This is a genomic window from Curtobacterium sp. YR515 (assembly GCF_900113095.1).
Lineage (GTDB): Bacteria > Actinomycetota > Actinomycetes > Actinomycetales > Microbacteriaceae > Curtobacterium.
Map to the genome: position 1 here is coordinate 41,623 of NZ_FOOD01000001.1, position 19,854 is coordinate 61,476.

At 71.6% G+C, this 19,854-nt stretch carries 19 protein-coding genes; 10 read left to right on the forward strand and 9 right to left on the reverse strand.

Annotation, left to right across the window (positions count from 1 at the left end):
* Positions 1–46 precede the first annotated feature (46 nt).
* The 3 genes from BM028_RS00200 to BM028_RS00210 are packed head-to-tail and all read left to right on the forward strand — an operon-like array spanning position 47 to position 3,172.
* Positions 47–1,351: an ABC transporter substrate-binding protein gene (locus BM028_RS00200; RefSeq protein ID WP_254789337.1), complete on the forward strand. Its 1,305-nt coding sequence runs from the start codon at positions 47–49 to the stop codon at positions 1,349–1,351.
* On the forward strand, positions 1,335–2,294 hold the full coding sequence (locus BM028_RS00205) for a carbohydrate ABC transporter permease (RefSeq protein WP_092383870.1): 960 nt from the start codon (positions 1,335–1,337) through the stop codon (positions 2,292–2,294). The genes BM028_RS00200 and BM028_RS00205 overlap by 17 nt, the downstream gene beginning before the upstream one ends.
* The gene (locus BM028_RS00210; RefSeq protein WP_254789338.1) at positions 2,294–3,172 is read left to right on the forward strand and encodes a carbohydrate ABC transporter permease; all 879 of its coding nucleotides are present in this window, start codon (positions 2,294–2,296) and stop codon (positions 3,170–3,172) included. Before BM028_RS00205 ends, BM028_RS00210 begins: the two co-directional genes overlap by 1 nt.
* 42 nt (positions 3,173–3,214) lie before the next feature.
* On the opposite strand, the gene BM028_RS00215 is transcribed toward BM028_RS00210, so the two are convergent.
* A complete protein-coding gene (locus BM028_RS00215; protein WP_092383872.1) occupies positions 3,215–3,847 on the reverse strand; it encodes a TetR/AcrR family transcriptional regulator in 633 nt (210 codons plus the stop codon).
* 49 nt (positions 3,848–3,896) lie between these two features.
* Here BM028_RS00215 and BM028_RS00220 point away from each other — a divergent pair, with 49 nt between their 5' ends.
* Positions 3,897–4,853: a zinc-binding dehydrogenase gene (locus BM028_RS00220; protein WP_092383874.1), complete on the forward strand. Its 957-nt coding sequence runs from the start codon at positions 3,897–3,899 to the stop codon at positions 4,851–4,853.
* 70 nt (positions 4,854–4,923) lie between these two features.
* On the opposite strand, the gene BM028_RS00225 is transcribed toward BM028_RS00220, so the two are convergent.
* Complete coding sequence (locus BM028_RS00225) at positions 4,924–5,136, reverse strand: cold-shock protein (protein ID WP_070419121.1); 213 nt, start codon at positions 5,134–5,136, stop codon at positions 4,924–4,926.
* A gap of 14 nt (positions 5,137–5,150) precedes the next feature.
* Positions 5,151–6,260, reverse strand: a complete 1,110-nt coding sequence (locus BM028_RS00230; RefSeq protein WP_070416482.1) for a fatty acid desaturase family protein — start codon at positions 6,258–6,260, stop codon at positions 5,151–5,153.
* Positions 6,261–6,427: 167 nt separating this feature from the next.
* On the opposite strand from BM028_RS00230, the gene BM028_RS00235 reads away from it, so the two are divergent.
* Positions 6,428–7,465: an LLM class flavin-dependent oxidoreductase gene (locus BM028_RS00235; RefSeq protein ID WP_092383876.1), complete on the forward strand. Its 1,038-nt coding sequence runs from the start codon at positions 6,428–6,430 to the stop codon at positions 7,463–7,465.
* A gap of 23 nt (positions 7,466–7,488) precedes the next feature.
* On the opposite strand, the gene BM028_RS00240 is transcribed toward BM028_RS00235, so the two are convergent.
* From BM028_RS00240 to BM028_RS00255, 4 genes are read right to left on the reverse strand one after another with little or no spacing between them, the layout of a single operon-like run.
* Positions 7,489–8,412 carry a S1C family serine protease gene (locus BM028_RS00240; RefSeq protein ID WP_092383878.1) on the reverse strand — a complete coding sequence of 308 codons (924 nt, stop codon included), beginning with the start codon at positions 8,410–8,412 and terminating at the stop codon, positions 7,489–7,491.
* Between the two features lie 16 nt (positions 8,413–8,428).
* Entirely contained in the window at positions 8,429–9,418 is a 990-nt protein-coding gene (locus tag BM028_RS00245) for a VWA domain-containing protein (RefSeq protein ID WP_092383880.1), read from the reverse strand.
* Positions 9,415–10,329, reverse strand: coding sequence for a DUF58 domain-containing protein (locus BM028_RS00250; protein WP_092383882.1), 915 nt, complete (start codon positions 10,327–10,329; stop codon positions 9,415–9,417). The genes BM028_RS00245 and BM028_RS00250 overlap by 4 nt, the downstream gene beginning before the upstream one ends.
* Positions 10,326–11,444 carry an AAA family ATPase gene (locus BM028_RS00255; protein ID WP_092383884.1) on the reverse strand — a complete coding sequence of 373 codons (1,119 nt, stop codon included), beginning with the start codon at positions 11,442–11,444 and terminating at the stop codon, positions 10,326–10,328. The genes BM028_RS00250 and BM028_RS00255 overlap by 4 nt, the downstream gene beginning before the upstream one ends.
* Positions 11,445–11,583: 139 nt before the next feature.
* Here BM028_RS00255 and BM028_RS00260 point away from each other — a divergent pair, with 139 nt between their 5' ends.
* Both BM028_RS00260 and BM028_RS00265 read left to right on the forward strand, forming a co-directional pair.
* Complete coding sequence (locus tag BM028_RS00260; RefSeq protein ID WP_092383886.1) at positions 11,584–12,372, forward strand: response regulator transcription factor; 789 nt, start codon at positions 11,584–11,586, stop codon at positions 12,370–12,372.
* Positions 12,369–13,640, forward strand: a complete 1,272-nt coding sequence (locus tag BM028_RS00265) for a sensor histidine kinase (RefSeq protein ID WP_217647207.1) — start codon at positions 12,369–12,371, stop codon at positions 13,638–13,640. The genes BM028_RS00260 and BM028_RS00265 overlap by 4 nt, the downstream gene beginning before the upstream one ends.
* A gap of 12 nt (positions 13,641–13,652) precedes the next feature.
* Here the strand turns inward: BM028_RS00265 and BM028_RS00270 are convergent, their stop codons facing one another.
* Positions 13,653–15,026: an MFS transporter gene (locus BM028_RS00270; protein ID WP_254789339.1), complete on the reverse strand. Its 1,374-nt coding sequence runs from the start codon at positions 15,024–15,026 to the stop codon at positions 13,653–13,655.
* A 161-nt stretch (positions 15,027–15,187) separates the two neighbouring features.
* Between BM028_RS00270 and BM028_RS18670 the strand changes: the two genes are divergently transcribed.
* Entirely contained in the window at positions 15,188–16,114 is a 927-nt protein-coding gene (locus BM028_RS18670) for a helix-turn-helix domain-containing protein (protein WP_217647208.1), read from the forward strand.
* Between the two features lie 168 nt (positions 16,115–16,282).
* On the forward strand, positions 16,283–17,326 hold the full coding sequence (locus BM028_RS00285; RefSeq protein ID WP_217647209.1) for a LacI family DNA-binding transcriptional regulator: 1,044 nt from the start codon (positions 16,283–16,285) through the stop codon (positions 17,324–17,326).
* A 63-nt stretch (positions 17,327–17,389) separates the two neighbouring features.
* Here the strand turns inward: BM028_RS00285 and BM028_RS00290 are convergent, their stop codons facing one another.
* The gene (locus BM028_RS00290) at positions 17,390–18,652 is read right to left on the reverse strand and encodes an MFS transporter (RefSeq protein ID WP_092383892.1); all 1,263 of its coding nucleotides are present in this window, start codon (positions 18,650–18,652) and stop codon (positions 17,390–17,392) included.
* A 163-nt stretch (positions 18,653–18,815) separates the two neighbouring features.
* On the opposite strand from BM028_RS00290, the gene BM028_RS00295 reads away from it, so the two are divergent.
* Complete coding sequence (locus BM028_RS00295) at positions 18,816–19,850, forward strand: Gfo/Idh/MocA family protein (RefSeq protein WP_092383894.1); 1,035 nt, start codon at positions 18,816–18,818, stop codon at positions 19,848–19,850.
* The last annotated feature ends 4 nt before the right edge of the window (positions 19,851–19,854 follow it).

The window sequence follows — 19,854 nt, forward strand, 5'->3', positions numbered from 1 at the left end:
GCGCCTCCTGGACCACCACGGCACCACGACCTCGAAGGAGAGGACCATGCCGACCCGACCACCCACCCAGCTGGCCCGACGCGGGTTCCTCGCGCTGGCCGGCATCTCGATGGCCGGCGCACTCGCAGCCTGCGCCGGCCAGGGCACCGCTGCCCACGGCGGCACGAAGCACATCCGCCTGTCGACCTGGAACATCCCGACGGACATCACGAGCTACCAGCAGATCGCCGACGAGTTCGTCGCGGCGCACCCCGGCACCAGCGTCGCCGTCGAGGTCACCACGGGCCAGTTCCACCAGTGGTTCATCACCCGGCTCGCCGCGGACCTCGCGCCGGACGTCATCCGGATCACCCCGCAGCAGATCGGCCGGTACGCCGCGAACGGCAGCCTCGTCGACATCTCCGGCTCGATTCCGAAGGACTACCAGCAGGACTACAGCACGCCGTTCTGGGCGATCGGTGCCCGGGACGACGGTGTGTACGGCGTCTTCCAGCACACCGACAACTTCATCACCTACTACAACCGCGAGGTCATGGACCGGATCGGGGTCACTCCGCCGGAGAGCCTCGCGGACGCGTGGACGTGGGACGAGTTCCTCGACGTCGCGAAGGAGGTCAAGCCGGTCACCGGCAAGTACGCGTTCGGGTACGGCTGGTCCGCGCCGGAGACCGCCTACCGGTGGCTGCCGTTCGTCTACCAGAACGGGGGTGCGTTCCTCGGCGAGGACGGTGCCACCCCCTCGATGGACACCCCCGAGGCGATCGACGCCCTGGCGTTCGGACGCAAGTGGTACGCCGACGGCCTCGCCACCACCGGCAACCTGTCGAAGAGCGGCGGCGGGGACGTCTCCCGCAACCTGTTCCTGACCGGGCAGATCGGCATGATGCTCAACAACCCGGAGTCGATCGTGCAGCTCGACACCGACATGCGGGACAACTGGGGCACGGCGCCGATGATCCGGAACGTGGGTGAGGCGAGTGACCTGGGCGGCAACGCCCTCGCCGTCACGAAGTCGAGCAAGCACCCCGAGCTCGCGGCCGAGCTCGTCGCGATGATCACCTCGCGGCCGAAGATGCAGCAGTTCTGCCACGACGGCAACTGGCTGCCGGCCCGCGAGTCCCTCGACGCGGCGGACATCGGGTACGCCGCGAACTCGGACACCATGCAGCGGTTCATCGACCAGGGGTCGACCATCCCGCTGTCGATGGTGAAGGCCGAGAGCGGGCAGTACTTCTCGTCGCTCAACGCGGTGTTCGCCGACTACCTCGACCTGTGCCTGCTCGGGCAGCTCAGCCCGAAGGAGACCTCGAGCCAGATGATGGAGGCGATGCGCAGTGTCACTGCGAACTGAGACCGCGCCGGTCCGGACCACGGCGTCGACCGCACCGCCCACCGGTGGGCTCCCCGCCGGTGGTGCCGCACGACGACGCCAGGGCCGGTTCGTCCCCTGGGTGTTCGTCGGCCCCGCCGCACTCCTGTTCCTCGGCTTCTCGCTCATCCCGATCGTGACCGCGATCGCCCTGAGCTTCCAGGACTCGAGCACCTCGCTCGGCGACGGCACCTGGGTCGGTGGGAAGAACTTCGTCGACATGGGCTCCGACCCGCTGATCGGGACGGCGCTGCGGAACACGCTCGTCTTCACGGTCGGGACCGTCCCGACCGCGATGGCGATCGGCCTCGCCCTGGCGGTGGCGCTGAACCGACCGCTGCCCGGGCGTTCGGTGTTCCGTGCGCTCTTCTTCGTGCCGATGGTCGCCGCCGGCGTCGTGGTCGGCGTCATCATGTCGTGGATCTTCAACGGCGACTACGGCGTCGTGAACAACCTGCTCGAGGCGCTCGGTCTCGGCCGCGTGCCCTGGCTGACCGCGCCCGGCTGGGCGATGGCGACCCTGGTGATCGTCGTCGTGTGGACCCGGATCGGGTTCTGCATGGTGATCTACCTCGGTGCGCTGCAGTCCGTGCCCGCCGAGCTCAAGGAGGCAGCCGCGATCGACGGCGCCTCGCGGTGGGTGCGGTTCCGGACGATCACGTGGCCGCTCCTGCGACCGACGACGTCGATCCTGCTCATCCTCAACGTGGTGTTCTCGCTGCAGGCGTTCGACGTCATCTACGTGATGACCGGCGGCGGCCCCGGCTTCTCCACCACGGTGCTCATCCAGTACGTGTTCCGGTCCGCGTTCATCGACGCGCGGATGGGGTACGCCGCGGCGCTCGGGCTGGTGCTCGTCGCGATCCTGCTCGTGTTCACGCTGCTCCGGCAGCGGGCCAACAAGAAGGCTGAGGAGGCCATCTGATGGCACTGTCCGTTGCGGGGTCGACCCACGCCTCCCGTCCGACCGCCGCGCGGCGGAAGCCGCGCCCGGGTCGCTGGGTGCTCGTCGCCGGACTCACCGCGCTGGCGATCCTGATGGTCTTCCCGCTGTACTGGATGGTCGTCTCCGCGCTCACCCCTGGCGGCCAGTCGCAGAGCGGCACGTTCTCGCTCTTCCCGACCCGGCCCACCTTCGAGAACTACACGCAGGTGTTCAGCACGCAGCCGGTCTGGCGGTGGCTCGGGAACTCCGCGCTCATCACCAGTGTCGGCACCGCGCTGAGCGTCGTCGTCTCGCTGATGGCCGGGTACGCCCTGGCGAAGTTCCGGTTCGTCGGGCGGGGGCTGCTCTACTCGGCGTTCCTCGTCACGATCATGATCCCGATCCAGGTCACCCTCGTGCCGAGCTTCCTCGTCGTCGCGAAGATCGGGCTCGTCGACTCCCCCTGGGCGGTCATCCTGCCGACGGTCTTCGACGTGGTCGGGATCTTCATCGCCCGGCAGTTCATGCTCGGGGTGCCGGACGCCCTGATGGAGGCCGCGCGGCTCGACGGCGCCGGCGAGTTCCAGACCTTCTTCCGGGTCGTGCTGCCGACCTGCGGCCCCCTCGTCGGGGTGCTCGTGATCCTCGGGTTCATGACGCGGTGGAACGACTTCCTCTGGCCGCTCGTCGTGCTGCAGGGCAACGAGAACCTCACCGTGCCGGTCGCGCTGTCGACGCTGACGAACAACCCGGCGTTCAGTTCGCCGTGGGGCGCCGTGATGGCGATCGCCACCGTGACGGTGCTGCCGCTGCTCGTGGTGTTCCTGGCGTTCCAGCGGCAGTTCGTGCAGGGCATCGCCTCGACCGGCATCAAGTAGGCCGCGGGCGCGCGAGCGTACCCGGTCGGGACGGCAGCACGGTCAGACCGCGGCGCGGAGCACGGCCCCCACCACGCGAGCGGGCTCGGGCAGCCGCTCGTTCGTGGCCGACGCCCGGAAGGAGTCGAGAGCGAGCGCGGCGAACCGCCGCGCGGCACCGAGTCGCTCGGCCGGGTCGTCCCCGCCCAGCCCCCGCGCCGCGAGCAGCACGAGGAGCAGGTCGTCGACGACGAAGTCCGGCCGCAACCGTCCCGCGGCCTTGGCTCGCAACGACAGGCCCGCCATCGCGTGCAGGAGCTCGGCGCGGTGCCGGGCGAGCCGGTCGGACACCTGGCCCGCGGCGACGAGCGCATCGACGAAGCCCTGGTTGCGGGCGTTCAACTCGACGGTCCGTTCGACGACGGAACGCAGGCCCCGCCAGGGGTCCGGGTGCGCGGCACCCTCGAGGACGATGTTCCGGCAGAGCTCGAGCTCGTCGTCGAACGCGGCGTCGACGAGGTGCTGCCGGGTCGGGAACCGCCGGTAGAGCGTCGCCGGCCCGACCCCCGCGTGCCGGGCCACGTCGCGCATCGTCACGTCGAGGCCCCGCGCGCCGAACAGCTCGCGCGCGGCCTGCAGAACGCGGTCGCGGTTCTCGCGTGCGTCGGATCGGAGGTGAGACGTCTCGTCGGTCATCGCTCCCACTTTAGCCAAGTGGACGCGGGCGTCCGTTAGCGTCGCGAGCATGCACGCAGTCGCCATCCAGTCCTTCGGCCCGCCGGACGGCCTCGTCCCCACCGAGCTCCCGGAACCCGTCGCCGCACCCGGCCAGGTCCTCGTCGACGTCGAGGCGATCGGTGTCGGCGGCGTGGACGCCGTCATCCGGCGCGGGACCATCGCGCGCCCCGGACTCGAGCCCGGGTACGTCCCGGGCAGCGAGGTCGCCGGGCGCGTCGTCGCCGTCGGGGACGATCGGGACGCCGGCTGGCTCGGCCGTCGGGTCTGGGCGTTCACGGGCGTCGGTGGCGCGTACGCCGAGCGTGTCGTCGCCGAGACCGGGGACCTCACACCGCTCGACGACGGGTTCGACGCCGTGGACGCCGTCGCCGTGGGGTCGGCCGCCCCGGTCGCCCGGTTCGCGCTGGCGCACGCGCACCTCGCCCCGGCCGAACGGGTGCTGGTACGCGGAGCCGCCGGCAGCATCGGGATCGCCGCCGTCGAGCTCGCCGCACAGGCCGGTGCCGCGGCGGTCGCGGTGACGACGGGTTCGGCCGAGCGAGGCGACCGTCTGCGCGGGTTCGGCGCCACCCACGTGCTCGACCGACAGGGCGCGGGCGACGGGCCGGAGTCCTACGACGTGGTCATCGACGTCGTCGGCGGCCCCGCGATGCCCGCGTTCATCGACCGCCTGGCACCGAACGGTCGGCTGGTCCTCGTCGGCGCCGTGGCCGGCATGCCCCCGGCGGACTTCGGCGCGCACCTGCTCCGCGGCTTCCAGCAGTCGCGGTCGGTCGCGACCTTCAGTCTCGACTCCGTGCCGCGCGACGCCCTGGCGTCGGCGCGGACGGAGCTCTTCCGCGCGGCCGCCGCGGGGACCCTGTCCCCGGTCATCGACGCGGTGCTGCCGCTCGCAGACGCTGCGGAAGCGCACCGCCGCATGGACGACGGCGAGGTCTTCGGACGGATCGTCCTGACGCCCTGATCCCGGTCATGGAAAGACGGGAGGCGCGGTGCCAGCTGGCACCGCGCCTCCCGTCCGTCACCTGGTGACGTCAGCCGCGGATCACGGAGATCTCGTCGGCCTGCGGACCCTTCTTGCCGGGGCCGACCACGTAGCGGACGTGGTCGGTGTCCTCGAGCGAACGCAGGCCCGTCGACGCGACGATGCTGGAGAAGTGGGCGAACAGGTCGTCGGACCCGTCGTCCGGGGTGATGAAGCCGAACCCCTTGTTGTTGTCGAACCACTTGACGGTTCCGGTGGGCATCAGAGCCACCCCTCTCAGTGGATGCGCAGTTGCGCGACCATCGGGCAGGCGAACGGGTCACGAGCGGCGAGCCCGACCCGGTTGAGGTACCGGACGACGATGCCGTACGAGCGCAGCAGGGTGGTCTCGGTGTAGGGCACGTCGAGCGTGTCGCAGTGGTCGCGGACGAGCAGACGGGCCTGCTTCAGCGCCGGACGCGGCATCGACGGGAACAGGTGGTGCTCCACCTGGTAGTTCAGGCCGCCCATGAGGAACGAGACCCACCAGCCACCGCGGATGTTGCGGGAGGTGCGGACCTGGCGCGAGAAGAAGTCGACCTTGGCGTCGTGCGCGATGGTCGGCATGCCCTTGTGGTTCGGGGCGAACGAGGCGCCCATCATCACACCGAAGACGGCGAGCTGGACCCCGAGGAACGCGCACGCCATGCCGAAGGGCAGGAACCAGAACACGATCGTCAGGTAGATGCCGAAGCGGGCGACGAGCAGGCCGGCCTCGAGCCAGCGGTGCTTCACGTCGGCCTTCGTGCCGTTGCCCGTGACGATGCTCATCACGGCGTAGCGGTGCAGGTTCAGGCCCTCGAGCGTGAGGAGGGGGAAGAACAGCCAGCCCTGGAAGCGCATGAACGTCGTCATGAGCGGGCCCTTCACGGACGCGGCGTCCTCCGGCAGGAAGCGGATGCCGTCCGGCGCGATGTCCGGGTCCTTGCCGACCGTGTTCGGGTTGCCGTGGTGGCGGGTGTGCTTGTTCATCCACCACGAGTAGCTGAGGCCGACCATGAACGTGCCGAGCCAGCGGCCGGCGTGGTCGTTCCACTTCTGCGAGGCGAAGACCTGGCGGTGCGCGGCCTCGTGCGAGAGGAACGCGAACTGCGTGAAGAGGACGCCGAGGGCTCCGGCGACGATGAGCTGGAACCACGAGTCGCCGAGGAACGCGAACGCGACCCAGGCGAGGGCGAGGGTGCCGATGAGGGTTCCGAACAGGGACCAGTAGAAACCGGTGCGGCGGCGCAGGAGGCCGTTGTCCTTCACCTGCGCCAGCAGCGCGGAGTAGGTCGAGGTGCCCTTGCGGGGACCTGTTGCGGGACGGGTGCGGGTGTAACCCGGTGCGAGCGGAGTGGTGGTCATGAGGACCGCCTTCCGGTACGGATCGGTCCTTCAACCAATGCGAGTGAGTTCACGCGTTTGCGCTTGGCGCGACACTAGGGGCGGAACATGCGTGTTCGCCTGGGAGTCCGGTTTGCGTCGGTCCGTCTGCCACGATCTTCCGTCGGTCCGTCTGCCACGATCGACGCATGCCTCTCGACGGACGTCCCCTCGAACGCCTCGGCTTCCTCACCATCGGGTCGTTCGACCCGGCACGGCCCCGACTCGGTCACGAGGAGACCCTCCGGGTCATCGAGCGCGCCGAGGCCCTGGGCTTCGACAGCGCGTGGTTGCGGCACCGGCACGTGCAGCACGGCATCTCCTCCCCCGTCGCACTGATGGCAGCCGCCTCACAGCGGACCTCCCGGATCGCGCTCGGGACCGCCGTCACACCGATCGGCGCCGAGAACCCGTTCCGGCTCGCCGAGGACCTGGCGACGGTCGACGTGCTCCTCGGCGGTCGTCTCCACCCCGGTTTCTCCTCCGGCACCCCGATGCACTACGACCTCTACCGGGACGCGCTGTACCCGGACACCGCCGAGCAGGAGGACTTCGGCGACGCGCGACTCCTGCGCTTCCGTGACCTCGTCCGGGGCGAGCCGGTCGTCGAGGTCGCCGAGCAGCGCGGCATCGAGGAGTTCGCCACGACCGTGCAGCCGCAGAGCCCCGGCCTCGCCGACCGGCTCTGGTACGGCACGGGCAGCACGCGGTCAGCGGTGTGGGCGGCGCAGAACGGCTTCCACCTGCTCACCTCGAGCGTGACGCGGAGCGAGATCGGCACGGACTTCGCGACGAACCAGCGCGCGCAGATCGAGGCGTACCTGGAGGCGCACCCGTCGCCGGCGACCGCCCGTGTCTCGCAGGGTCTCGTCGTGATCCCCACCGACACCGCGACACCGGAACAGGAGGCCCGGTACCGCGCCTACGTCGAGGGTCGGGCGGGTCGCGTCGGGGTGCCGATGGGGCCGGGGAAGCTGCTCTTCGCCGCCGACCTGGTCGGGACGTCGGCCGAGATCGCTGATCGGCTGCGTGCGGACGCCGGGTACCAGGTGGCCACGGAGGTCGCCTTCGCGCTGCCGTTCTCGTTCGAGACGGAGGACTACGCGCAGATCATCACGGACATGGCGGAGCGGGTCGGGCCGGCGCTGGGGTGGGCGCCGGTGGCTGGGGCGCCGCACGGTCGCTGACGCCGCCACTCGCTGGCCTGCGGTCACCCGTTGATGATCTCCGTCGCGATCCGCGCGGCGTCGTCGATCGGGATCGCGAAGCCGATGCCGATGTTCCCGGAGCGGTACCCGAGGGTCGCGATCGAGCTGTTCACGCCGATGACGCGGCCGTCGAGGTCGACGAGTGGCCCGCCGGAGTTGCCCGGGTTGATGGAGGCGTCGGTCTGCAGGAGCGGCTGCGTCGACCGTTGCGAGGTGCGGTCGAGTGCACTCACGATGCCGGACGTGACGGTGCCGTTGAGTCCGAGCGGCGATCCGACGGCGATGACCTGCTGGCCGATGCGGAGGTCGTCACTGACGCCGAGCTCGACCGCCGGGACGGCGAGGCCCTGGGCCTCGACGACGGCGATGTCGCTGTCCTCGTCGCCGCCGAGGACCCGGCCGGGGACCGCGCTGCCGTCGGGCAGCACGAGGGACACACGCTCGGCGCCGTCGACCACGTGGTGGTTCGTCATGACGTGACCGGCATCGTCGATCACGAACCCCGATCCCGACCCTGAGGTCGTCCGCACCTGGACCACGCTGCGGAGCATCCGCTGCGCAGCGGCCTCGGCATCGCCCTGCGTCGAGGTCGCGGACGGCGCCTGCTGCGTCTGTCGCAGCACGGTCGGCGCGCTGGTCGCGTCCGGGGCGACGAGGAGGGCGCCGGTGGTCCCGGCGGCTCCGCCGAGCGCGATCGCGGCGACGAGGATCCCGGCGGACCGCCACCGTCGCTGCGGGCGCAGCTCGCCGGATCCGGTCGCGTCGGTGGGGGCCGGCTGCGGCTCCGGGATGGCGGGAAAGGAGGACGGGAGGCGCGGTGCGGGGGTGCGGCGCGCCTCCCGTCCGTCCTGTGGCACGTCGGGTGACCCGGCGACCCAGGTCTGCGGCCCGCGGGGCCGTCCGATGCCGTCTGGCTGGTTGGTCATGGCCTGTCCTTGTCGGTCAGATGATGCGGGAGGACCAGCGGAGGGAGAACGCGCCGGCGACGACGGCGAGGAGCAGGCCGAGCAGCGCCAGGTACGGCGTGATGTCGACGGGTTCGACGTGCCAACCGATGGAGGATCCGATGTCCTGGTAGACGGTGCGGAGCTCGTCGGTGCTCTCGGCGCGGTAGAACCGACCGTCGGTGTCGTCGGCGAGTTGCCGGAGCGTGGTCTCGTCGACGGGCACCGACTGCTGTCCACCCCAGAGGTCGGCGACGCCGTCGGCGGTGCCGTAAGCGATGGTGGAGACGGGCAGTCCGGCCTCGCGGGCGGCCTGTGCTGCTGCGGAGGGGTCCCGGCCGGCGGTGTTCGCACCGTCGGAGAGCAGCACGAGTCGTGCGGGGACGCGCTCGGTCTCGTCGCCGGCGGACGGGGTCGGCGACGGTCCTGCAGCCGCTCCGTCGGCACTGATCCGGTCGACCTCGTCGACGGCCTCGAGCACGGCTTCGCCGATCGCGGTCCCACCGCCTCCGTCGTCCATCGCGGCGATCGCGTCGCGGACCGCTTCGTGGTCTTCGGTCGCCGGTGCGATCACCTCGGCACCGCCGGCGAAGCTGATCGCGCCGACGTTGAAGGTCTCGGGCATCTCGGCGACGAACTGCTCGGCGGCGGACTTCGCTGCCTCGAGGCGGTTCGGTCGTACGTCGTCGGCCTGCATCGACCCCGAGGTGTCGATCGCGACGATGACGGTCGCGCGTTCGTAGGGGACGCGGATGTCGACCTGGGGTTGCGCGGCGGCGACGCCGAGGCTCCCCAGCCCGAGCAGGACGAGCGCGGCGGGCAGGTGCCGACGCCAGCGAGGGCGCTTCGGCACGAGCCTGTCGAGCATCGGCAGGGTGGCGAACCGGACGGCGTAGCGCTGGCGGCGGCGTTGCACGAGGACGTACGCGATCGCGAGCGCGGCGACCGGGATCAGTGCGAGCAGCAACCACGGGGTGGTGAAGGTCATCGGGTCCTCCGGGCTGGTCGGGTGGGGGTGCGGTGCCGACGGTGGACGAAGCGGGTGAGGACCCGGGCGAGGTCGTCGTCGGTGCGGAGCACGAGGTGGTCGGCGCCGGCGCTGCGGACGGCCGCCGCGGTCGCCTCCCGGTGCGCGGCGGCGCCTGCGGCGTACGCGTCGCGGATGCGGCGATCGGAGGTGGAGACCTCGCGCTGGGCGCCGGATTCGGGATCCGTGAGCAGCACGTCACCGACGTCCGGGAGTTCGAGTTCCCTCGGGTCGACGGTCTCGACGACGATGACGTCGTGCCGGGCGGCGAGCTTCCGGAGCGGTCCTTCCCAGCCGAACGGCCCGGACGGCTCCCCCGTGGGGTCGAGGAGGTCGGAGACGATCACGCGGAGGCCACGTCGGGGCGCCTGTGCGGCGAGCCGGGTGAGCGCCGCGGCGAGGTCGGTGGCGGAGACGCCGTCGCGGTCGTGGTCCGGGGCGCGGAGCATCCGCCGCGCGGCGATCCGTCCGGGGCCGGGAGCCTGCCACCGGACCCCGTCCCGTCCGACGAGGCCGACGCCGACCCGGTCGCCGCCGCCCCGCGTGAGCAGTCCGACGGCCGCGGCGACCCAGGTGGCGACGTCGGCCTTCTCGCGGGTCGTGGTGCCGAAGGCCATGCTGGGGGTCCGGTCGACGAGGACCCAGGTCTCGAGCGCGTGCTCGGCTCGGGTGAGCCAGACGTAGGGCTCACCGGCGCGGGCGCTGGCGTTCCAGTCGATCCGGCGGACGTCGTGGCCCGGCTGGTACCGGACGAGTTCCTCGGCGTCGCTGCCGGTGCCGACCGTGAGGCCCGGGTGGTCGCCCTGGAACGCACCGTCGATGCGCCGTCGGACGGTGAGGTCGAGGCGCCGGAACGCGAGCTCCTCGGTCATCGGCGGCCGCCGTCGTCGGACCGCGCCGCCGCGCGGTCGGTGGCGGGAGCGGCCGCGGCGGGGGGCTGCGCAGCTGGGGGGTACTGCGTTCCGTCACCCGCCGCGACCGCGTTCGGGTCCCCGGCTGTCGCGACGCGGGGCTGCGGCACGACCTGCAGCACGGTGTCGACCGCGGTCCGGGGGTCGACACCGTCGGCGACGGCGTCGAAGGTGAGGACGAGACGGTGCGCGAGGACGTCCGAGGCGACGTCCGCGACGTCGCCGGGGAGGACGTAGTCGCGCCCGCGCAGGAGTGCGAGCGCCCGCGCGGCGGCGACGAGTCCGAGTGATCCACGAGCGCTGACGCCGTACTCGAGCACGCCGTCGAGCGTGTGGATCCCGTACCGGTGCGGGTGCCGCGTGGCCATCACCAGCTGCACCGCGTACAGCGCGACGGCGTGGTGCACGAAGACCTGCTCCGCCTCCACCTGCAGCCGGCGGACCTCGTCGATCGTCAGGATCTGCTGCGCGACGGGCCGCACGGCGCTCATCCGCTGCACGATGGTGAGTTCCTCGAGTTCGTCGGCGTGGTCCACGTCGACCTTGAGCAGGAACCGGTCGCGCTGCGCCTCCGGGAGCTGGTAGACGCCGTCGTTCTCGATCGGGTTCTGCGTCGCGAGCACCAGGAACGGATCGGGCAGCCGGTGCGTCTGCCCGCCGATCGAGACCTGCTGTTCCGCCATCGCCTCGAGGAGCGCCGACTGCACCTTCGCCGGGGCACGGTTGATCTCGTCGGCGAGGACCAGGTTCGCGAAGACGGGACCCCGTTCGACGTCGAACGTCTCGGTGGACGGTCGCCAGACCCGGGTGCCGACGATGTCCGACGGCATCAGGTCCGGGGTGAACTGCAGGCGGACGAAGTCCCCACCGACGACGGTCGCGAGGGTGCGGACGGCCAGGGTCTTCGCGACACCCGGCACGCCCTCGAGCAGGACGTGGCCGCGGGCGAGCAGGCCGATCATCATGCGCTCGACCATCGCGTCCTGTCCGACGATGACGTGCTTCACCTCGAAGAGCGCGCGTTCGAGGACGGCTGTCGCGGACGGGAACGGTGCTGCATGTGCTGCGTCGGTCATGGGGTGTCCTCCTGTCGTTCGGGTGTCCCCACTCCAGCTCGGAGGGGCGAAAACGACGGGAAGCCGGAGCGAAACCCGACCGAAAAGGGTGTTCCGGCAGTCCCTGTTGCCACGCAGCACGCGCGGTTAGGTTCTCTCCATGCGGGTGCTGCTGGTGGAGGACGAGGCCGGACTGGTCAGTGCACTCCGTGTCGCCCTCCAGCGGGAGGGCTACGCCGTCGACACCGCGCTGCGGCTGGCCGACGCTCGCGAGAAGCTCGCGGTGACCGAGTACGACATCGTCCTGCTCGACGTCAACCTGCCCGACGGCACCGGGTTCGACCTCGCCGACGACATCCGCTCCGGCCGGCTCGTCGCCGGTCCGTCCTCCCCGTCCGGTCACGAGCCCGGAGGCCCGACCGACGTCACCGACGTCGGCCCGCGCATCCTCATGCTCACCGCACGCGGACAGCTCCGGGACCGGGTGCGAGGCCTCGACCTCGGCGCCGACGACTACCTGGTCAAGCCCTTCGCGCTCGTCGAGCTGACGGCGCGGATGCGCGCGCTCACCCGCCGCGCCGGCGAGGCGGCGTCGTCGGTGCTCGTCGACGGCCCCGTCGTCCTCGACACCGCCCGGCAACTCGCCCGACGCGGCGACCGCGAACTCGCGCTCACGCTGAAGGAGTTCGGCGTCCTGCGCTACCTGCTGGGTCGGATCGGGTACGTCGTCCCCGCCGAGGAACTCCTCGAGCACGTCTGGGACGAGAACGCCGACCCGTTCACGCAGACCGTCCGGGTGACCGTCGGGACGCTCCGCCGGAAGCTCACCGTCGACGACGAAGACCCGGCGATCGAGACCGTCGTCGGCCGCGGCTACCGGCTGCGCGACCTCACGCCTCCGGTCGAGCACGAGGTCCTGGGGTCGCCGGCGGTCGGCTCAGCGTCGTGACCGCGCTCGATCGTGCGCGTCGCGAGTTCGGCGGCCGACGCTTCCTCCGACTCCCGACCTGGGCGCGCACCATCCGGATGCGGCTCACCCTGACCTACAGCGCGGTCCTCTTCGGCATCACGGCCGCAGCACTCGCCGCGGTCTACGTCGCGCTCTCGAGCACGGTCAGCGCCGCGCCCCTCAACCCGGTGACGATCAAGAAGTTCTACAAGACCGCCGACGGCACGATCGTCTACAAGCCCGGCGAGCAGTTCCAGGTCGCCGACCTCGAGACGGTGCAGCGGGCGGTCAACTACGCGTCGCTGCAGTCGCTGCAGACGTACTCGATCGTCGCCCTGGTCGTGATGTTCGCGCTGAGCCTCGTGATCGGGTGGTGGGTCGCGGGGCGAGCGCTCCGCCCGGTGGACGCCATCGCCAAGGCGACGCAGGAGATCACCGCGACGGACCTGTCCCGACGCATCGACGCATCGGGCCCTCCGGACGAACTGCACACGCTCGCGGACACCATCGACGGCATGCTCGATCGGCTCGACAGTGCGTTCCGCGCGGAACGGATGCTCGTCGAGGACGTCTCGCACGAGCTCCGCAACCCGGTGGCGGTCGTGCAGTCGAACGTCGAGGCCGTCCTCGCCGACGACGATGCGACGCCGGAGGAACGCCGCGCCGCTGCGACGGTGGTGCTGCAGTCGACGCACCGGATGACCCGACTGCTCGAGGACCTCCTCGCCACCGCGCGCGCACGCTCCGAGGCGTTCACCGACCGGGACGTCGACGTCGCCGAGCTCGCACGGGCCGTGGCCTCCGAGTACCGCGTACTGGCGGACCGACGTGACCTCGCCGTGCACGAGCGCATCAACGGTGGCCCCGTCGTCTTCGCCGACCCGGATGCGCTCGCCCGGGCACTCGGCAACCTGTTGTCGAACGCCGTCCGGCTCGCGCCGACCGGTTCGACCATCACCATCGGCGTCGGGAGCAACCGCGGCTGGGCCTGGATCGCGGTGCGTGACGAGGGACCCGGCATCGCCGAGGACGAACGTGCCCGCGTGTTCGACCGGTTCTTCCGGAGTGCCGACGAGACGCATCGTTCGACGGGGACCGGGCTCGGGCTGTCGATCGCACGACAGATCGTCGAGAGCCACGAGGGCCGTCTGCGGCTGACCAGTCGCGCCGGTACCGGGTCGACGTTCACGATCTGGCTACCGGAGCGGGCGCTGCCCGGTGCACCCGCACGGTCGGAGGAGCCACCGACCGGCGACCCGGTCTCGTGATCTCCGACGTGGTCAGGGACGGCTCCCCGCCCGACGACGCGCACGGAGGTCCGACGGCAGCACGAGCACGAGCGTCGCGACGAGTGCGATCGCGAGCATGACCGAGCCGCCGGTGTAGGCGTCCGACACCCGGCCGGAGAGACTCGCTGCACCGGCACCGACCGCGGTGAGGACCGCGACGCCGAGCGTGGAACCCAGCTGGTGTGCCGTGTTGACCAGGCCGGAGGCAGCGCCGGCGTCCTCGGCCGGTGCGCCCGCGATCCCGGCTGCGGTCAGCGGCCCGAAGCAGAGTCCCTGCCCGATGCCGAAGAGCACGAGCGGGCCGGCGAACCCGGCGAGGTAGCCGACGTCCGGAGTGATCCGACCGAGCCAGAGCACCGCGACGAGGACGACGGCGATCCCGACCGCGACCAGGACCGCGTTGCCGAACCTGCGGGTGAGGCGGGGGACGAACAGCGAGACGGCGAACTGCAGGAGCGTCATCGGGAGGAACGCGACGCCGGCCTGGAGCGCGGTCCAGCCGTACACACCCTGCAGGAACTGCGTCGTGAAGAAGAAGAACGCGATACCGGTCCCGGCGAACAGCAGTCGGGCGATCGCCGCACCGGATCGGCCGGCGTCGGCGAAGAGGCGGAGCGGCATGATCGGGTGGACCGCGCGCCACTCATCGAGCACGAACACCGCGAGGACGACCACGCCGACGACGATCGGCACGAGGGTCGCCGTCGCTCCCCACCCGCGGTCGCCGCCGTTCACGATGCCGTACACGAGTGCGCCCATGCCCAGGGTGGACGTGATCGCGCCGAGCAGGTCGAAGCGTCCGCGCGTCGGCGCGACCTGCGGGAGGTACCGGACGGCGAGGACGATCATCACCACGGCGATCGGGACGTTGATGAAGAACCCGGCACGCCACGAGACCAACCCGGCGAGCGCTCCCCCGACCACCATGCCCAGGCTCGCGCCCACTCCGGCGGTGGTGCCGTAGAGCGAGACGGCTCGGGTCCGCTCCGGTCCGGCCGGGAACGTCGAGGTGATGAGCGACAGCGACGACGGCGCGACGACCGCCGCGCCGATGCCCTGGAACGCCCGGGCGGCGATGATCCACGCCTCGTTCTGCGCCGTCCCGACGAGCAACGACGCGAGCCCGAACAGCGCGAGTCCGACGACGAACACCCGCTGGCGTCCGAGGAGGTCGCCGGCCCGGGCACCGAGCAGCAGCAGGCCGCCGAAGACGAGCGTGTACGCGTTCTGCACCCACGAGAGCGCCGTCGGCGACAGGTCCATCCCGCGTTGGATCTCGGGCAGCCCGGTGAAGATGATCGAGTTGTCGAGGACGATCATGAAGTAGCTGACGAGGACGATGGCGAGGACGACTGTCCGGTGCACCACGCGTGGGGACGCGGGTCGTGCTGTCGCGGTGGGTGCGGTGTCGGGGGCGGCGGTCATGGACGACAGTCCATCGCGCTGCGCCGTCGGGCGGCAGTGACGGGCTTTCCCTGTACCAGCGGTCCCTCCTTCCCACCGTCGCAGGCGCGTAGCGTGGTGGGATGGACCAGCACCACGGCCCCGCGAGTGACGGCTCCCGGCACAGCACCGAGATCAGCGACTTCCTGCAGAGTCGGCGTGCCCGGATCACCCCGGAGCGCGCAGGCATCATCGGTGGCGGCCGTCGACGTGTGCCCGGGCTCCGACGTGAAGAGCTGGCGATGCTCGCCGGGGTCAGCTCCGACTACTACGCGAAGATGGAGCGTGGCCACCTGGCCGGGGTCTCCGCCGAGGTCCTCGACGCCCTGGCCCGCGCACTGCAGCTCGACGAGGCCGAGACCGACCACCTGCTCGACCTCGCCCGTGGGGACTCCCCCGTCCCGGTGCGACGACGCACGCCGAAGTCGACCGACCACGTCGTCCGCCCGAGCCTGCAGCGCTTCCTCGACACGATCACCGGCACGCCGACCATCGTCCAGGATCGCCGCACCGACGTCGTCGCGACGAACGCACTCGGCCGCGCGCTGCTCTCCCCGCTCCTCGACGACCCCGCGAACCAGGGCAACAACGCCCGCTTCACGTTCCTGAACCCGGCGTCGCGGAACTTCTACGTCGACTGGGAGCAGGGCGCTTCGAGCCTCGTCGCCTCGATGCGCAGCCACGCCGGCAAGAACCCGCACGATCGTGACCTGACGGACCTCATCGGCGAGCTCGTCACGCGCAGCGACGACTTCCGCCGCCGCTGGGCCGCGCACGACGTCCACTTCCACCGATCCGGCACGAAGCGACTGCACCATCCCGAGGTCGGCGACGTCGAGGTGGCCTTCGAAGCGATGCAGCTGCCGGACAGCCCGGGATGGACGATGTATGGGTACACGACCGTGCCCGGATCACCCAGCGATGAGCGCGTCCGGCTGCTCGGGAGCATCGCCGCGAGCGAGAGCGCCGCTGCGGCCGGCGCGACGACGGACACGACCGGGACGGTGTGAACACCGCTCGCCGGTTCGTCCCCGACGGCATCGGGACCGTCACGCCTCCCCCTCCGGACGGCTGCGACCCGTCACCGGTCCGGACCTCGTCGTGACGCGTCACGAGCAGGTGCCACGCCGAGCGCGCCCCGCGACGTGCCGGCCCGGGGCTCGTGGGAGGATCGCACCGTGACGACGGAGACCGACGGCCCCGAGCGGCGCCCGCACGGAACGGGGCGCCTGCCGACGATGCGCGACGTGGCCGAGCACGTCGGGATGTCCCGGCAGCTCGTGTCGCTCGTGCTCCGGGGAGCGCCGGGGCCGAGTGCCGAGTCCCGCGAACGGATCCTCGCCGCGGCCGCCGAGCTCGGGTACCGGCCGCACACCTCCGCTCGCCTCCTCCGCGAGGGACGGACCCGGCTCATCGGCGCCGTGTTCAGCATGCGGAACCCCTTCCAGGTCCGGTTCGTGGAGCGGCTCTTCGCCCGCGCCGCCGAGCAGGGGTTCGGCGTCGCGCTCGGCCCCGCGGGTGCGGACCGCTCGACGGACGAGGTCGTGGCCGACCTGCTCGGCGAGCGTGTCGAGGCGCTCGTCGTGTTCAACCCGGACCCCGGCACGACCGCGCTCGAGGACGCGAGCCGCCTGGTGCCCGTCGTCCTGCTCGGCGAGTGGACGGACGCGCCGTACGCCGACAACGTGCACGTCGACGAGGCCGGCGGACTCCGCGCGGCCGTCGAGCACCTGGTCGGCCTCGGCCACCGCCGGATCGCCTACGTCGGCGGCGAGGACGGACTGGTCGGCCGTGACCGCGCCACCGCCTACCTCGGCGCGATGGCGGCCTGCGGCCTCGACGACGAGGTCGACGTCGTCCCGTCCGGCTTCAGCGAGGAGGGCGGTGCCGCGGCCGCCCGCTCGCTCGTCGCGCGCGAGTCGTTGCCGACCGCCGTCGTCTGCTGCGGCGACCAGTGCGCCACCGGGCTCCTCGCCGTGTTCGCCCAGCAGGGCGTCGAGGTCCCCGGCCGGGTGTCGGTGGTCGGGTTCGACGACAGCTACCTCGCGTCGCTCAGCTACCACCGGCTGACCTCGGTGCACCAGGACGTCGAAGCGACCGTGGACGCGGCGCTCTCGGCCGTCGTGGACCGGACCGACGGCGACGGCGGCGCGCGCCGCCGCGTCGCGACGCCCACCGGGTTCGTGGTGCGCGAGTCGACGGGTCCTGCCGCGAGCGCCTGACGGACGGGAGGCGCGGTGCGGGCCCGCACCGCGCCTCCCGTCCCTGACGAGGTCCCGCTGGACTCAGCGCACGCTGCGGATGGGCAGGACCACGGCCGCGCCGACGAGCGCGACGATCCCGGCGACCCACAGCAGCACCTCGTAGTTGTCGCCGGCGCCGACCCCGAGGAGCAGTGCCCCGAGGCCGGGTGCGATCGACTGCGGGAGCGAGTTCGCGATGTTCATCACACCGAGGTCCTTGCCGGGCTTGTCCGGTTCGGGCAGGACGTCGACGACCAGCGCGCTGTCGACGGCGACGTAGATGCCGTAGGCGAAGCCCATGACGACCTCGGCGGCGTAGAAGTGCGCGATGTCGTTCGCGAAGACGAGGACGACGAGGCCGACCCCGAACAGCACCGTGGAGCCCGCGACGAACACCTTCCGGCGCCGCAGCCGGTCCGACGCCCAGCCGGAGAACACCGTCCCCACGAGCAGCGCGATCGTGTAGAGCAGCACGCCGAGTGCGATAGCCGACGTCGCCCGCGCCGTGGTGAGTCCGATGTGGTCCTCCATGTAGAACAGGCGGAACGTCGTGAACAGGAACGTCGCGAGCGTGATGAGGAAGCGGGACCACCAGGCCATGCCGTAGTCGGGGTGCTTGATCGGATTCGTCCAGAACGTCCGCAGGATGGTCAGCCACGAGAACGGCTTCGGACGGGTCTCTGGGAGGCGGTCAGGCGTGACGAAGACGTACACGACGACGCAGAGCACCCCGAGGACACCGGGCAGGATGAACAGCAGCGGCAGGTTCTGCACGAGCAGCACCGCCGCGTACGTGCCCGCCAGGATCGCGACGTTCTGGGCGAAGCCGATGACGCTCGCGGCACGGCCGCGCTGCAGCTCGGGGACGTTGTCCGCCCAGCTCGCCATCATCGCCGAGAACGCGGCGTTCGACCCGAGCTGACAGATGAGCCACGCGACGGTCAGCGCGCCGACGTTCGGGGAGAACGCGACCATCGTGAGGCCGCCGAGCAGCACCAGGATGCCCGCGAGCAGCCACGGCCGGCGGCGACCCCAGCGCGTGCGCGTCCGGTCGCTGAGCGCGCCGAACAGCGGGTTGCCGATGATCGCGCCGAGGGAGCCGAGCGGGAGCGCGACGCCGATGACGGACGCCGGATCGGCGGGGTCGAGCGCCTGCGCCTTGAGCTGCATGCTCACGAAGACCGGCGACAGGATCGCCACGTAGATGCCGAACTGGGCGAGTCCGAGCGCGGTCAGGTACCAGGCGCTGACGTTCTGGGTCGGGGTGGCGGTGGTGAACGGGTGGGACGGCAGCCGTGTCGACATGCGACTCCTCCTTGGGTCGTGTCCACGTCGTCCGGTCGGAACCCGATCATCGGTGATCGGGTTTGGCTCGTGCTAACCTGACGACGACGGCGATGTTATCTCGTGCCAAACGAGATTGCCACCACTCGTCGGAGATCCACGGCAACGCGAGCACTGGAGCACGATGATCCCCACGGTCCTGCCAGAACCCGACCTCTTCACCACCGGCTCGGGCGAGCCCGTCCTGCGATGGGGCATCGTCGGCCCCGGGTGGATCGCGGGCGAGTTCGCCACCGCGATCCGGTCCCACACCGCGCAGCGCCTGGTCGCGGTGGCCTCGCGCTCGCTCGACCGCGCGACCGCGTTCGCCACCGAGCACGGGATCGAGACCGCCCTCGGCAGCGTCGACGAGCTGCTCGCACGCCCCGACGTCGACGTCGTGTACATCGCGACGCCGCAGAGCGACCACGCCTCGACGGCGCTCGCAGCGATCGCCGCCGGCAAGCACGTCCTCGTCGAGAAGCCGTTCACCGTCACGGCCGCCGAGGCTCGCCAGGTCGCCGACGCCGCCCGCGCCGCCGGGGTCCTCGCGATGGAGGGGATGTGGAGCCGGTACCTCCCCCAGGCGTCCGTCCTCCGCACCCTGCTCGCCGACGGTGCCCTGGGCGAGGTCCGCAGCGTCCTCGCCGACCACGGCCAGGCGATCCCCTTCGGCCCGGACCACCGGCTGTTCCGTCCCGAGCTCGGCGGCGGCGCCCTGCTCGACCTCGGCATCTACGCGGTGCAGTTCGCGTCCACGGTGCTCGGCGCTCCGACGCGGGTCACGGCGCGCGGGGCGATGACCGAGTCCGGCGTCGACGCCTCCGGCTCCCTCGTGCTGGAGTACGCGGACCAGGCGCAGGCGCTGCTCCACACGACCATCGCCGCCCGGACGCCCACGACCGCGTCGATCGCCGGAACCGCCGGCACCATCGACTTCGCCGGACCCTTCTACAACCCCACGACCTTGACCATCTCGGCCGCCGCACACGGCTCGCCCGTGCAGCACTGGGAGGACCCGACACCGCTCCGGGGCTTCGCCGCCCTGGCGTGGGAGGCCACCGCGCTGGCACGCTTCGTCGGCGAGGGTCGTACGGAGTCCCCGCTGCACGCCCTCGACGAGACGATCTCGATCCTCGAGACCATCGACACCGCCCGCGCGCAGATCGCCGCGGGCTGAGCAG

Excerpts from the sequence above, each read along its gene's own strand:
- BM028_RS00200 (WP_254789337.1), top strand. The coding sequence starts at position 47 with ATGCCGACCCGACCACCCACCCAGCTGGCCCGACGCGGGTTCCTCGCG.
- BM028_RS00210 (WP_254789338.1), top strand. The coding sequence starts at position 2,294 with ATGGCACTGTCCGTTGCGGGGTCGACCCACGCCTCCCGTCCGACCGCC.
- BM028_RS00215 (WP_092383872.1), bottom strand. The coding sequence starts at position 3,847 with ATGACCGACGAGACGTCTCACCTCCGATCCGACGCACGCGAGAACCGC.
- BM028_RS00220 (WP_092383874.1), top strand. The coding sequence starts at position 3,897 with ATGCACGCAGTCGCCATCCAGTCCTTCGGCCCGCCGGACGGCCTCGTC.
- BM028_RS00225 (WP_070419121.1), bottom strand. The coding sequence starts at position 5,136 with ATGCCCACCGGAACCGTCAAGTGGTTCGACAACAACAAGGGGTTCGGC.
- BM028_RS00230 (WP_070416482.1), bottom strand. The coding sequence starts at position 6,260 with ATGACCACCACTCCGCTCGCACCGGGTTACACCCGCACCCGTCCCGCA.
- BM028_RS00235 (WP_092383876.1), top strand. The coding sequence starts at position 6,428 with ATGCCTCTCGACGGACGTCCCCTCGAACGCCTCGGCTTCCTCACCATC.
- BM028_RS00240 (WP_092383878.1), bottom strand. The coding sequence starts at position 8,412 with ATGACCAACCAGCCAGACGGCATCGGACGGCCCCGCGGGCCGCAGACC.
- BM028_RS00245 (WP_092383880.1), bottom strand. The coding sequence starts at position 9,418 with ATGACCTTCACCACCCCGTGGTTGCTGCTCGCACTGATCCCGGTCGCC.
- BM028_RS00250 (WP_092383882.1), bottom strand. The coding sequence starts at position 10,329 with ATGACCGAGGAGCTCGCGTTCCGGCGCCTCGACCTCACCGTCCGACGG.
- BM028_RS00255 (WP_092383884.1), bottom strand. The coding sequence starts at position 11,444 with ATGACCGACGCAGCACATGCAGCACCGTTCCCGTCCGCGACAGCCGTC.
- BM028_RS00260 (WP_092383886.1), top strand. The coding sequence starts at position 11,584 with ATGCGGGTGCTGCTGGTGGAGGACGAGGCCGGACTGGTCAGTGCACTC.
- BM028_RS18670 (WP_217647208.1), top strand. The coding sequence starts at position 15,188 with ATGGACCAGCACCACGGCCCCGCGAGTGACGGCTCCCGGCACAGCACC.
- BM028_RS00290 (WP_092383892.1), bottom strand. The coding sequence starts at position 18,652 with ATGTCGACACGGCTGCCGTCCCACCCGTTCACCACCGCCACCCCGACC.
- BM028_RS00295 (WP_092383894.1), top strand. The coding sequence starts at position 18,816 with ATGATCCCCACGGTCCTGCCAGAACCCGACCTCTTCACCACCGGCTCG.